Source organism: Shimia sp., from assembly GCF_022448905.1.
GTDB lineage: Bacteria > Pseudomonadota > Alphaproteobacteria > Rhodobacterales > Rhodobacteraceae > Shimia.
Map to the genome: position 1 here is coordinate 23,552 of NZ_JAKVCW010000011.1, position 12,892 is coordinate 36,443.

Genomic DNA, 12,892 nt, shown 5'->3' on the forward strand with positions numbered 1-12,892 from the left:
TTTAGGCAGTTTACAAACCCGAATCGTAAACCTGTGAACCGATGCGCCTCGAGATCAAACCACCCCGAAAGGTCTAAGCCCAAACACTTCACCGAGCGCGCACACTGCCTTCAATGCAAGCTCAGCAAAACCTCGATATCGCGCGGAGCCAAACCTTGCAGAAGCTTACGATCCTCCTGAACCAACTTTGCATCCCCATCAATATAGGCTCGCAGCAACAGCGCGACTTGGCTGGTGGATTGGTAATACAGGTTCGGGTCTAAGCCACTGAGTTCGGAAAGTAGACGCTGCAACAACACCTTGCGCTTCTCCCCATCCAGATCCTGCCTCTTCTCGTGTAATGTCATGTCCGCCCTCTTCTAGTTGCCACGCCTCCTGTCAACTACGCCGCCGCTGCTCCCGCGGATGCAAAAGAACCATGAATGAGCCAACAACCACGGCTGCCACGTATCAGAAACGATACCTGCATTTGCAAAAGGCGCTCTGTAATGCTCTGGAAGCTAACCCGCCTCTCAAAGGCGCGAAATCCAAACGAACCAGCTGATGGCACGAAACCGGTACAGTCCGCTCAATTTGACCTTCATGACATGCTCGAGACCATCGACCAAGATCCCTATCTGGCTGTGGTCGACATCGAGCGCCAGATACTCTCGGTCTTTGATGATCTGCGATTTGATCGTTCTGATGCAGACATAATGGCCGGCCCAATGCGCAATCACATTGCACTGAAGTTATCTGCATTTGGCTTCCGTCAGGTATCTGGGCATGTCATTGAAAACGCACATCACGACCTGCGGATGATCATCCCCAAGTTCCGCGCGCTTGGAGAGTCCCCATTTGACGCCATCCGCTACACCCCACGACGGCCTCAGGATTTTTACATCCTGACACCGACACAAGCTGCCTGTCAGATAATCGACACCTATTCCCGGGAGGAGGCACAGGACCGCATCCTGACGCTGATCCAGAAACATCCAATCAACATCTATCGCATTCTAGATTTCATGGATCGCTCTGACAAACACATGGCGTTTCGGCCTGTTCTCGGCCACCTGAAATTTGTGCAGCGCAAAGCCATTCGCTCAGAACCGCTCTGTCGCCGCCGCGCCTTGCGTTAGTCTGCACCGCAATAAAAAAGGGCGCCCCAAAGGGACGCCCTTAAATCTCTGAAGATCGGGTGATCTTACTGTGCGGTGGCGTTGTCCACGGAGATAGTCACACCTGGGCCCATGGTGGAGCTCAGAGCGATCTTCTTCACGTAGGCACCTTTCGCGCCAGCAGGCTTGGCTTTCAGAACCGCGTCCATAAACGCTTTTACGTTCTCAACCAGCTTGCCTTCGTCGAAGGAGGCTTTGCCAACACCAGCGTGCACAACGCCGGCTTTCTCGACTTTAAACTGCACTTCGCCGCCTTTGGCGTTTTTCACAGCGTCAGCCACATCCATGGTCACGGTGCCAACTTTTGGGTTTGGCATCAGGTTGCGTGGGCCAAGAACTTTACCCAGACGACCAACAACCGGCATCATGTCAGGAGTCGCGATGCAGCGATCAAAGTCGATGGTGCCGCCCTGAACGGTTTCCATCAGATCTTCTGCGCCAACGATGTCCGCGCCAGCTGCCTGTGCTTCTTCGGCTTTTGGACCGCGAGCAAATACAGCAACACGCACGTCTTTGCCGGTGCCGTTTGGCAGACCAACAACGCCGCGGACCATCTGGTCTGCGTGACGTGGGTCAACACCCAGCTGAACGGCGATTTCAACGGTCTCGTCGAACTTCGCTTTGGCGTTGCCTTTGACCAGAGCAACAGCTTCTTCAACGGTCAGGTTGGATTTGCCAGCGAACGCTTCGCGCGCTGCGGCAGTACGTTTACCAAGCTTAGCCATTACTTCACCTCGATGCCCATGGAACGCGCGGAGCCAAGGATGATCTGCATAGCAGCATCGATGTCGTTTGCGTTCAGGTCTTTCATTTTCGCTTCGGCGATTTCTTTCACCTGAGCGGCAGTCACGGAACCTACAACCTCACGGCCTGGCAGGTTTGCACCGGATTTCAGCTTGGCAGCCTTCTTCAGGTAGTAAGACGCAGGTGGCGTCTTGATGTCCATGGTGAAGGACTTGTCCTGATAGTAGGTGATCACGGTTGGGCAAGGCGCACCTGGCTCCATGTCCTGTGTCTTGGCGTTGAACGCCTTACAGAATTCCATGATGTTGATGCCGCGCTGACCCAGCGCCGGACCGACGGGTGGGGAAGGGTTGGCTTGACCTGCAGGAACCTGCAGCTTCATTGTACCAGCAAGCTTCTTAGCCATTTGGTTTTCCTTTCAACGTGAGCGAAACGCGTTCCGCCCGGGTTATGTTGCGTGGTCCGATCCGACATCGCGATGCCTAAGATCTCCCACGAGAGAATCTCGCCCGAAGACGATAGAGGGGCGTTTAGGCTTGTTTTGATGGCTTGGCAAGGGGGAGGAAGTTATTCCACCTCAAAACACTTCCGCACCTTTTCGTCATCCCGCGCAAAGGTTTCAAACCCCATTGAGTCATAATAGGCCAGCGCGTCCGGGCTTTGTGCGCCAATGGTGGCCTCGATCTTCTGTAGCCCCGCCGTCTCGGCCGCAGCCCGCGTGGTGGCAAACAACTTGCGCCCCACCCCGCGCCGCGCGGCTTTGGGGTTCACATGCGTACCGATAATGCCCCACCCTGGCACAACGCCGTAGGGATTGCCTTCCGCGGCCCGCAGCAACATCTGGATGCCCAGCAGGCTGCCGTCCGCATCTTCCGCCACCGAACAGGCGATGTTGTCCGCATGACCAATGTAGACATCGCGCACAAACTCCTCGTCCGCTGGCAAGCGCCGCTTCCCCAGCGCCACCAATGCTTGGAGGAACGCGCTCACTTCGGCGGCGTCCTCTGCTCTGGCCTCTCGAATGATCATCTGCGCGCCTCCTTTTTTGCTCCCCGGAAACCATCCCCAAATCAACCATAAGATGCAAGCGGTGATGCACACACAAAAGCCCCCGCAATCACCTGCGAGGGCCTCCTTTGATTAGGACCGCTTAGGCCGCCTTATCCGTCCGGCTCCAGGCAAACTGCTGGAACGCCGGATCCACAGCGGTTTGGGCCACGTGGTTGGTGTAGTTGCTCAGCACTTTCTGAGACAGACCCAGAATGATCTCCAACACCTGCTGCGAGCCGTAGCCTGCCGCATAAAACGCCTCAAACTCCGCTGGCGTCACGTTGCCGCGCCCACGCGTCAGCGCCAGCGTAAAGGTCCGCAGCGCTTCCAGCTTTGGATCAGCCAAGGGGGTCTCGTCCCGCAGCGCGTCGATCACATCCTGAGCGATTCCGATCGAATGCGCGATGCCGGTATGGGCCGGCACACAGTAGTGGCACTCATGCTCCACGTTGATCGACTGCCACACCACCGTCAGCTCGGTGTTGTCAAAGCTGGTGCTGACAAATGCCTCATGGGTCCGCTGGTAGGTCTCCAGCAACTGCGGCGCATCGGCCATCACCTGATAGAGACCCGGCAGGAAACCATAGGCTTTCTCTGAGGCAATCAAACGCTCTTTGGCAGCTTCCGGTGCGGTCTCAGCGGTGTGGCGGGGAAAATTGGTCATCGTCGTGTCCTTTGTAAAATCATCAACGTGACTGTCATATGGGCAGCTTGAGCAATCACTCAAGATGGGTTTTGAGCGATCACTCAACTGTGACCTTGGCTTTACCCCACGCCGTCGTTACATAGAGCGCTATGAATGTGAGCCACGATAAAGAAGCAGCACTCGATCAGGCGCTGGAATTGTTCTGGACCAAGGGCTACGCCTCCACGTCGCTCAAGGACCTGGAGCGTGCCACTGGCATGCACCCTGGCTCGCTCTACGCCGCCTTTGGCAGCAAGGCGAAGCTCTACTGTCTCAGCCTGGAACGCTACGCCACCCGCTTGAATCACCTGCGCGCTGAGCTTCAGGCGCAAGCTGGGTCTCCTTTGGAAGGGCTGGCCCAGTTCATCCTGCGCGCGCACCCGCTGTCGGATGCCAACGCCCCGCTGCCGGTCTGCTATCTGGTGAAAGCCACGCTGGAGACCAGCCAGGGAAATCAGGCGATTGAAGACAAACTGTCAGAGCTGCTTATGCAGAACGACGCCATCTTTGCCGATGTTTTCCAGCAAGCCATCGATGCCGGTGAATTGCCGACACACAGCGATGCAGCAAAGCTGGCCCGGCAACTAAGCGCAGATCTCGCGGGGTTGTGCTTCTACGCGTTGCGGGAAAAGGATGCTGAGGTAATCAAGGACATGGTCGGCGATCTGGCGGCACGTGTCCGCACGCAGCACTGACTGTGGCGCAGCCTCCCAAAACCACCTCAAGCGCTACACCCAGCGCCGTACACGCTGTGAATAATCAACATAGCGCGCGCCAAACCTTGCCGCCATGTGTCGCTCTTCCAACAGCATCTGATGGTACACAGCGATCAGCCCCACAATCAGGCAGACGGTGGAAAAGCAACTCGGCAGCGCCAACCAAAACCCAACCTGCGCAAGCATCACACCCAGAAAAGCGGGATTGCGCGAAAACCGATACGGCCCGGCCTCCAGAAGCGTCTCAGGCACACCGCCGTCAAAGCCAGACCGCCAATGCCGCCCCAAGGCAAAATGGCTGACCAAAGCCAGCGCAAACCCAAAGGTCAATAACCCCGCCCCTGTCAGAACCACGACCGGGCGCTGCCACGCCGGCCAAAGGCCAAGGTAGGCATCCAGCCCCGGATCAATCGCGCGCGCCAGACAAACACCCCAAATCGTGACACGAAAGAAGCGAAACACCATGTGGTTCCACCAGGACGCACAAAACCGGGCGCCCGGCAGCACAAACTCCGCCCCTTCGCGCGATTTTAGAAAAGCAATTCGGGATGTGTAAAAAACCGCCACAAAGGTAAAAAACCCCGCCAAATAGGGGCGGAGTGCGTCAGAGAGGGCGGTAGGAAGATCCATAAACAATCAGCGTCGTGTCTACGCCCGCCAATGTAACGGGCTGGTGAGGTCCAGTGCCCACTGTAACCGCACCAAAGCTGGTGACAAGCTACACTCGCCGCGCAAGCCCCTGTTACCAAAAGAAAACGCCGCCCCTTTGGGACGGCGTCTCAATCTGTCACGGTGCGCAGCGCTTACATCTGCTTGGTCACCTGCGTGTATTCCAGCTCGACCGGGGTTTCCCGGCCAAAGATAGACACGGTCACTTTCAGGCGCTGGTTCTCTTCGTCCACTTCCTCGACCATACCGTCGAAGTCTTCGAATGGACCTTCGTTGACCTTGACCTTCTCGCCAACCTCGAAGCTGATCAGCAGCTTTGGCGTTGTGGTCTCGCCCTCTTCGACGCGGCCCAGGATGCCCTGCACCTCGGCGTCACGCATCGGCATAGGACGGCCCTGTGGACCCAGGAAGCCGGTGACGCGGTTGATCGAGTTGATCAGGTGATAGCCCTGGTCGCTCATTTCCATGTGCACCAGCACGTAACCCGGCATGAAGCGGCGCTCGGTGGTCACTTTCTTGCCGCGACGCACTTCGATCACTTCTTCGGTTGGCACCAGCACTTCGTCAATCTGGTCCTCAAGCCCCTGCTCTTCGACCGATGTGCGAATTGTCTCGGCGACCTTCTTTTCGAAGTTCGAAAGGACGCTAACCGAATACCACCGTTTCGCCATGTGTTCGTCTTCCCGTCATTGCCGGCCATCTGCCGGAGTGTCGTTTATCTTCGCAGTCTTCAAACAGACTATCAGAAACAAAAAATCGGCGTGCAACTCGAATCGCCACACGCCACGTATCTTCTAAAGCCGTGCCTAACGCCGTTGCCCCTTGATTTCAAGAGACAACCGCCGCGTGCAGCTTAGCCAAACAGCGCCAGAATGCCCTGCAAGCCGGAGCGGATCAGAATGTCCACCAGCGAGAAGAACGCAGCCGTCAGCGCCGCCATGATGAACACCATCACGGTTGTCAGCACAACCTCGCGACGGGTCGGCCAGACCACTTTGGATACTTCCGCGCGGACCTGCTGAATGAATGTGATCGGATTGGTTTTCGCCATGACGCTTCTTCTCTGCCTTGATCAGAGGTCGACATACTTGGGCCTTGCGCCAAATTCAAGGCCCAAGACCAAAGCAATCACAACAGGATCAGGATTTAATACGTGCCAGCCGCGCCTCAAAGCTAGGATCGATCGGCCCGTCAAACGCCACCTCGTCAGTCGAGGGGCGATAGAGCACCGGATGCCAACGACTTGGCAGGATACGCTGCATCAAACGGCCGAGCGATGGATCAGCCCAGACAAAACGCTTCAGCATAAAGAGCACAATCCGGGCCATACGGTCTTGCCCGATCAGCGCACCAACCAGCAACAGCGAGGACACAAACATCAACGCCAGCATGGGGATAAACCACGGCTGCCAGGCGACAACGCCCGCCAAGAAGATCACCGACACCATGCGCGGTGACATCAGGAAACGCCGCAAACTGCGCCCGGCGCTGCCTTCGGTCACCTCAATCTCGCGCCAGGACCGCTCGATCTCAAACGGCTCTTCTTCAGGCGGCGCCAGTTCCGGAAATGGCGACGGGTCCGGAGTCTCCGCCACCGGAGCGTCTTGGTAGATCTCCGGCTGGGTGGTGTCGCGATGTTTCTCACGCCGTTTGCGCTGACGGGCAAACAGCACGGTCTCTTCCAGCGGCTTTGGCTGGGGCACCGGATCAGATTCGGCCAAAAGGGACCGGATCGTGTCCAGTGTCGCGTCGGTGAATGGCTCACCCGGTTCAATGATGTCTTGGCCGTATTGCGGCGGCTTAAGCCGCTCCGGCGCTGTGGCAGTCTCTTGCATATCTCAACCCGATTTTTACCCAAACACCCCCATCGCAACGTGCGATGTAACTCAGTAGCCTTGCAGGGCAGCAAGGCATCCCAAAGGTCAAATTATGAAAAAAATGTGGCGCCGTTGTTGGCACCGCTAAGAAGCGATCCGGTCCACCAGTCGCCGCAGGATGCCAATTTCCAGCCCCCACACATGCGACATGTGACGGGCCACCGCATAAACCGCATCGCGCGCCCGCTCCGGCCCCAGCAACACTGCTGTCAACAGCAGCAGGATCACGGACCAGATCAGCAAGCGCAGGGTCACCGTTGGCACAACTGCGGCCAGCGTGATCACCACAATCAGCGCCAAAAGCCGCGGACGCGGCCAGCGGTTTTTCACGTCCCCTGCCAGAATGGCGCGCCGCACGTCTTTCTCCGAGCGCAGCTCTTGGGCATGAGCTTGCATCGCCTGCGCCACAGGCGAGCTCTCTTCCACAGGCTTAGATTTGCTGGAAAGTCGCGCCATACGCCGCTTGGCTTCGCGCATCAGACGGCGGTTTTCCGCACGCACATCCGGCGCAGCCTCCGGCTGTCCGTCCTGATCCGCCTGTGGCCGAACCGGTTCAAAATCTCCAAGGCGCAACTCGTGCCTCATAGCCCACTCCTCACTCGTCTTCCGCTGTCGCGGCGCTTGCGGCACACGTTTTCCGCAAGTCGTTGACTTGGTTAATGATTGGTAAATACGGCCAGAGCGCGGCTGAGATTGGGGCGAAACTGGGTCCTTTCAGGACAACAATAAGCCGGTCTTTTCACCCTCATGGAATCTTTTGATCACAAACGACATTGACGCGGGGTCGGGTGGATTGTTGTTCTCTCAAAACAAGTGCTACGCAAGGGCAGCACCATCATGGGAGGCAAAGATGGACAGAGCAGACGTGGTAGATGGCGCCTTTCGCGCGCGCATCGCAACTGGCGAATTTCCGACAGGCGGCGCGCCCAATGACGCCCTTGCGCCAGAGCTGGCCCAACAGATTTTTGACGCCCAATGCCTGAGCCGCAACCTCGACCGCCGCTCCCGCAAAATGCAATCCGAGGGCAACGGCTATTACACCATCGGCTCTTCCGGCCACGAAGGCATGGCTGCTGTCGCTGCCGCCCTGCGCCCCGATGACATGGCATTCCTGCACTACCGCGATGGCGCATTTCAAACCATGCGGTCCGCGCAAGTCGAAGGTGTCGATGCCGCCTGGGACATGCTGCTGAGCTTCTGCACCGCCAAAGACGACCCAATGTCCGGCGGCCGCCACAAAGTGCTGGGCTCCAAAGCGCTGAACATCCCGCCTCAGACCTCCACCATCGCCTCCCACCTGCCCAAAGCGGTTGGCGCGGCTTACTCGCTAGGTTTGGGCAAACGCCGCGCGCCAGAACACAAATGCCTCCCCGATGACGGCATCATTATGTGCTCCTTTGGCGATGCCTCTGCCAACCACTCCACCGCCCAAGGCGCGATCAATACCGCCTGTTGGACCGCCTACCAATCCGCGCCCATGCCGCTGCTGTTTGTCTGCGAGGACAACGGCATCGGCATCTCCACCCGCACACCAAGCGGCTGGATCAAGGCCAGCTATGCCAACCGCCCCGGACTGAAATACTTCTGCGCTGACGGCCTCAACCTCTACGACGCCTACAAAGTCGCCCAAGAGGCCGCGCATTATGTCCGCACCCAACGCAAGCCCGCCTTGCTGCACATCTCCGTTGTGCGCCTTTACGGCCACGCAGGTTCCGACCTACAACAGGCTTACCTGCCAAAAGCCACCTTTGAGGCCTGGGAAGCGGACGATCCCCTACTGCATTCCGTGCGGCTGCTCGATCAGGCGGGTGTGATGACACCCGCGCAGGCTCTGGCACTTTATCAAGAGAGCGAAGACCGCTGCGCCACACTGGCCGAGAAAGCCGTGTCCCAGCCACGCCTAAAAACCGCAGAAGACGTCATGGCCTCGCTGATTCCCCCGGTCCGCACCTGCGCGCCCACCAACGGCCCAAGCGACGAGGCCCGCGCCAAAGCCTTTGGCTCTGACCTCAAGCAGATGGACAACCCGCAGCCCATGTCGCGCCTGCTCAACTGGGCGCTCACCGATCTAATGCTGGAACACGGCGAGATCGTGATGATGGGCGAAGACATCGGCACCAAGGGCGGCGTTTATGGCGTCACGCAAAAACTCAAGGACCGCTTTGGCGCGGATCGCATGATCGACACGCTGCTGGATGAACAATCCATTCTGGGGCTCGCGATTGGCATGGCGCACAACGGCTTTGTACCGATGCCGGAAATCCAGTTCCTGGCCTATCTGCACAACGCCGAAGACCAGCTGCGCGGTGAAGCCGCCACGCTCCCGTTTTTCTCCAACGGTCAATTCACCAACCCGATGGTGCTGCGCATTGCCGGTCTGGGCTATCAAAAAGGCTTCGGCGGGCATTTCCACAACGACAACTCGCTGGCCGTACTGCGCGACATTCCCGGTGTGATCATCGCCTGCCCCTCGCGCGGGGACGACGCCGCCAAGATGATGCGCGAATGTGTGCGTCTGGCGCGCGAAGAGCAGCGCGTGGTGGTGATGGTGGAGCCCATCGCACTCTATCCGATGCGCGACCTGCTCGACGACAAAGACAGCGGCTGGATGACAACCTATCCTTCGCCCGACCAATCCATCGCCCTTGGCGAGGTGGGTGTGGACGGCGACGGCCCGCTGGCGATCCTCACTTACGGCAATGGCCGCTACCTCAGCACACAGGCCGCGGCCGATCTCAAGGCACAAGGCATCGACACTCGCGTCATCGACATGCGCTGGCTCGCGCCTCTGCCAACCGACGGCATCCTCGCCGCCTTGAAAGGCGCCAAAAAAGTCTTGATCGTGGATGAATGCCGCACCACTGGCAGCCAGTCTGAGGCGCTGATGGCCCTGCTGCAGGAGCAAACCACCCTCCCCCACGCCCGCATCGCGGCGCATGACAGCTTCATTGCCACCGGCCCCGCCTATGCGGCCACCATGCCGTCGCGCACGAGCATCGCGGAGGCGGCCAAGACACTCTGGGAAACCAAATAAGCCACAACCCACCGCCAAACAAAAAGGCCCCCGCAGTCATCAACTGCGGGGGCCATTTATTTAAGAAACCCGAAGGACTTACTTCATGGTGAAGTATTTGAACTTCGGAGAATCTTCCGGCTCCACAACGGTGCCAACATTGGTTTTCATACCCCAGTTCAGCACCTGGTGGTGGATTGGGATGTAAACCTGCTCGTCCTGAACAACCTGCCAGATGTCGTTGATCATGCCGTTACGCTTCTCCAGGTCGGTCTCACCGGCCAGAGCTTCGATTTTCACGTCCAGATCAGGGTTGCTGAAGCGGGTTGCGTTCCAGGAACCGTACTTCTCACCTTTGGTGTGCGCCAGGAAGTTGAAGATGTACTCGGAGTCATAAGTCGGAACACCCCAACCCAGCATGTAGAAATCTGTTTCCAGATTGCTCAGCAGCGGGAAGTGCTGTGCCTTAGGCTTCGCGTCCAGGTTCACCTTCACGCCGATTTTTGCCAGCATGCCAACGGCCGCCTGACAAATCTTCTCGTCGTTGACATAGCGGTCGTTCGGGCAGTTCAGCGTGATGCCAAAGCCATCCGCATAACCGGCTTCCGCCATCAGCGCCTTCGCCTTTTCCACGTCGGTGGAGGAAGAGCTGTCCATCGCTTCGTTCCAGCCGTTCACAAACGGAGGTGCGATCATGCCTGCTGGCGCAGACTGTCCACGCATCACAACTTTCATGATGGCGTCACGGTCAATCGCCATGGACATCGCTTTACGCACACGCACGTCAGACATCGGGTTCACACCATCGACGTCATCATTGGCAATGTCTTCCGCAGCTTGGTTCATACCAAAGAAAATCACGCGGTTCTGAGGCGCGGTGCGCACTTCCAGACCATCGGTGGTGTCCACGCGGCTCAAGTCCTGAACCGGCACGTCCTGGATGAAGTCCACTTCACCAGACAGAAGCGCCGCAACACGGGTCGCTGCGTTCTGGATTGGGGTGTAGATGATGTCGGTCACTTCCAGAGGGAACTCGTCCTTGCCCCAGTAGTTCTCGTTGATCGTCAGAACGGTCTTCACGTCCGGCTCACGGGACACCAGCTTGTATGGGCCGGTGCCGTTTGCGTTTTTGGCTGCAAAGGTGTTCTCTCCACCTTCATAGTCCTGAACCTTCACGGCGTTGTTCGCCTCTGCCCAGTCCTTGTCCAGGATGAACATGTTGGTCAGGTTGTTGGCCATGATCGGGTTTGGACCGTTGGTCTCGATCTCGATCTCATACTCGCCGGTGGCGCGCACCTCTTTCACGGAGGCCAGCAGCTCTTTGTAGTCAGAGTCTTCGGTCATCGCGCGGTCGAGCGAGAACTTCACGTCTTCGGAATCAAACTTCGCACCATCGTGGAAGGTCACGCCTTCACGCAGCTTGAACACCCAAACATTCGGGTTGTCTGCGGACGGACCCCATTCGGTCGCGAGCGATGGCACCATGGCGCCTGCGTGGTCACGCATTACCAGTGTTTCCATGATCTGGTGCGCAAGCGCGGAGGTTGGTCCCTCGTTCTGTGCATGCGGATCCAGAGTCAGCGCATCACCTGCGCGCGCCCAACGGATGGTTTCGGCTTGTGCCAGCATTGGCATCGCTACAACGGCAGCGGTGGCCAGCATCATTGCTTTGAACTTCATCAATTTCACTCCCCTGATAAAGTTGGTGCGGGGATGATTGACGCCAACGGCGCGAATATCAAGGCAAAACCTGTGGAAAAGCGCGGACTTAACCCGTTTGGACCACGGAGAAAAACACAAAAGGGCGCCAAAAGAGGCGCCCTGACTGAATAATTGTTCAGTTGTTAAAACACCTTAGCGGCGAACCTCTTCCATAAATCGCTCACGGATCACAATCGGATTCGTTTTGATCACCGGCACCTTCACATTGCCGCTTTCGCACTTGCTGACGATGATTGTCATCTCGTCACTGGCAATCGCCGCCTGCACCGCCGCGGCCGTGTCCTCCGCCGAAACCGTCTGCACGTTCTCTGTCCCGCAGGCTTTGGCTACTGCTGCCAGATCGGTCTTCATGCCCGCATAAGTCGGTTGATCGCCGGTGGAGCCATAAGAGCCGTTATCAATAATCAGCAGCGTGAAGTTGCCGTGCGGATTGCTCCCGATGGTCGCCAGCGTGCCAAGGTTGGTCAACACCGAGCCGTCGCCGTCAATTGCCACCACAGGTTTGTCCTGCGCCGCTGCCAAACCAAGGCCAATGGACGACGCCAGCCCCATAGTGCCCAACATGTAGAAATTGGACGGCTGATCGTCCATCGCGTGCAGTTCCTGGCTGGGCGCGCCAATGTTGCAGACCACCAGATGCTCGCTGATGATCGGCTTTAGCGTTTGAAATACGTCGTTACGGATCATGCCGAAGCCCTCCAGAAAGATGCGTCACACAGGATCGCCACAGGTTTGGAGGCCATCTGCGCATACTCCAGAATGCCGGGCAGTTCTGCGGCATCTTCCGGTTTGTGGAAATGATAAGTTGGGATGTGTAGCTGGTTCAGGATTGCCTTTGTGTGCAGCGCCATCTCCACCTGACAGGCCACCGGTTCGCCCACTTCCCCACGATAGGAAATCAACATCGGCAGCGGGATCTGGTAGAACTGGATCAGCGTCGCCAGCGTGTTCACCACCACGCCCAGCGCGGTGTTCTGCATCACAATCGCCGGCTTCATCCCGCCCATAAAGGCGCCGGCACAGAGCCCCATACCCTCATCTTCTTTGTTGGACGGCATGTGCATGATCTCTGGCGTCTCGTCCAACACCTCGATCACCCCGGCCAACTGCTTGCACGGCACCGAGGTGATGTAATCAATCCCCGCCGCCTTCAGATCCTTGACGATCTGATGATCCATTTCTGTCGCCATCTGTCCTCCCAACCCTCGCTTGGTGTGCGCCTTTTCCGGCACCATCTTTCGTCACTTTGGGCATAGAAA

At 57.9% G+C, this 12,892-nt stretch carries 16 protein-coding genes; 3 read left to right on the forward strand and 13 right to left on the reverse strand.

Annotated elements, in window-relative coordinates; all coding sequences use genetic code 11:
* Positions 1-110: 110 nt before the first annotated feature.
* Positions 111-347 (reverse strand): hypothetical protein, encoded by a 237-nt coding sequence (locus tag MK208_RS14010; protein WP_294117582.1) that lies wholly within the window; start codon positions 345-347, stop codon positions 111-113.
* Positions 348-488: 141 nt separating this feature from the next.
* Between MK208_RS14010 and MK208_RS14015 the strand changes: the two genes are divergently transcribed.
* Complete coding sequence (locus tag MK208_RS14015) at positions 489-1,118, forward strand: hypothetical protein (protein ID WP_294117590.1); 630 nt, start codon at positions 489-491, stop codon at positions 1,116-1,118.
* A gap of 65 nt (positions 1,119-1,183) precedes the next feature.
* On the opposite strand, the gene rplA is transcribed toward MK208_RS14015, so the two are convergent.
* From rplA to MK208_RS14035, 4 genes are all read right to left on the reverse strand, one after another.
* A complete protein-coding gene (gene rplA, locus MK208_RS14020) occupies positions 1,184-1,882 on the reverse strand; it encodes a 50S ribosomal protein L1 (RefSeq protein ID WP_294117592.1) in 699 nt (232 codons plus the stop codon).
* A complete protein-coding gene (gene rplK / locus MK208_RS14025) occupies positions 1,882-2,307 on the reverse strand; it encodes a 50S ribosomal protein L11 (protein ID WP_294117594.1) in 426 nt (141 codons plus the stop codon). Before rplK ends, rplA begins: the two co-directional genes overlap by 1 nt.
* A 161-nt stretch (positions 2,308-2,468) precedes the next feature.
* On the reverse strand, positions 2,469-2,930 hold the full coding sequence (locus MK208_RS14030; protein ID WP_294117597.1) for a GNAT family N-acetyltransferase: 462 nt from the start codon (positions 2,928-2,930) through the stop codon (positions 2,469-2,471).
* A 121-nt stretch (positions 2,931-3,051) separates the two neighbouring features.
* Positions 3,052-3,615, reverse strand: a complete 564-nt coding sequence (locus MK208_RS14035) for a carboxymuconolactone decarboxylase family protein (RefSeq protein ID WP_294117599.1) — start codon at positions 3,613-3,615, stop codon at positions 3,052-3,054.
* Positions 3,616-3,752: 137 nt separating this feature from the next.
* On the opposite strand from MK208_RS14035, the gene MK208_RS14040 reads away from it, so the two are divergent.
* Complete coding sequence (locus MK208_RS14040; protein WP_294117602.1) at positions 3,753-4,331, forward strand: TetR/AcrR family transcriptional regulator; 579 nt, start codon at positions 3,753-3,755, stop codon at positions 4,329-4,331.
* A gap of 33 nt (positions 4,332-4,364) precedes the next feature.
* Here MK208_RS14040 and MK208_RS14045 read toward each other — a convergent pair whose 3' ends face one another.
* The 5 genes from MK208_RS14045 to MK208_RS14065 form a co-directional block, all read right to left on the reverse strand.
* Entirely contained in the window at positions 4,365-4,982 is a 618-nt protein-coding gene (locus MK208_RS14045) for an isoprenylcysteine carboxylmethyltransferase family protein (RefSeq protein WP_294117603.1), read from the reverse strand.
* A 173-nt stretch (positions 4,983-5,155) separates the two neighbouring features.
* On the reverse strand, positions 5,156-5,692 hold the full coding sequence (gene nusG, locus MK208_RS14050) for a transcription termination/antitermination protein NusG (protein ID WP_294117605.1): 537 nt from the start codon (positions 5,690-5,692) through the stop codon (positions 5,156-5,158).
* A gap of 182 nt (positions 5,693-5,874) precedes the next feature.
* Positions 5,875-6,072 (reverse strand): preprotein translocase subunit SecE, encoded by a 198-nt coding sequence (secE, locus tag MK208_RS14055; RefSeq protein WP_294117608.1) that lies wholly within the window; start codon positions 6,070-6,072, stop codon positions 5,875-5,877.
* Between the two features lie 88 nt (positions 6,073-6,160).
* Positions 6,161-6,856 carry a hypothetical protein gene (locus MK208_RS14060; RefSeq protein WP_294117610.1) on the reverse strand — a complete coding sequence of 232 codons (696 nt, stop codon included), beginning with the start codon at positions 6,854-6,856 and terminating at the stop codon, positions 6,161-6,163.
* Between the two features lie 126 nt (positions 6,857-6,982).
* Positions 6,983-7,483 carry a hypothetical protein gene (locus tag MK208_RS14065; RefSeq protein ID WP_294117613.1) on the reverse strand — a complete coding sequence of 167 codons (501 nt, stop codon included), beginning with the start codon at positions 7,481-7,483 and terminating at the stop codon, positions 6,983-6,985.
* A 265-nt stretch (positions 7,484-7,748) separates the two neighbouring features.
* On the opposite strand from MK208_RS14065, the gene MK208_RS14070 reads away from it, so the two are divergent.
* Positions 7,749-9,932 carry a thiamine pyrophosphate-dependent enzyme gene (locus tag MK208_RS14070; protein ID WP_294117616.1) on the forward strand — a complete coding sequence of 728 codons (2,184 nt, stop codon included), beginning with the start codon at positions 7,749-7,751 and terminating at the stop codon, positions 9,930-9,932.
* A 78-nt stretch (positions 9,933-10,010) separates the two neighbouring features.
* Here MK208_RS14070 and MK208_RS14075 read toward each other — a convergent pair whose 3' ends face one another.
* The 3 genes from MK208_RS14075 to comD form a co-directional block, all read right to left on the reverse strand.
* On the reverse strand, positions 10,011-11,591 hold the full coding sequence (locus MK208_RS14075) for an ABC transporter substrate-binding protein (RefSeq protein ID WP_294117619.1): 1,581 nt from the start codon (positions 11,589-11,591) through the stop codon (positions 10,011-10,013).
* Positions 11,592-11,765: 174 nt separating this feature from the next.
* The gene (gene comE, locus MK208_RS14080; RefSeq protein WP_294117621.1) at positions 11,766-12,320 is read right to left on the reverse strand and encodes a sulfopyruvate decarboxylase subunit beta; all 555 of its coding nucleotides are present in this window, start codon (positions 12,318-12,320) and stop codon (positions 11,766-11,768) included.
* Positions 12,317-12,823 (reverse strand): sulfopyruvate decarboxylase subunit alpha, encoded by a 507-nt coding sequence (gene comD, locus MK208_RS14085; protein ID WP_294117623.1) that lies wholly within the window; start codon positions 12,821-12,823, stop codon positions 12,317-12,319. Before comD ends, comE begins: the two co-directional genes overlap by 4 nt.
* Positions 12,824-12,892 lie beyond the last annotated feature (69 nt).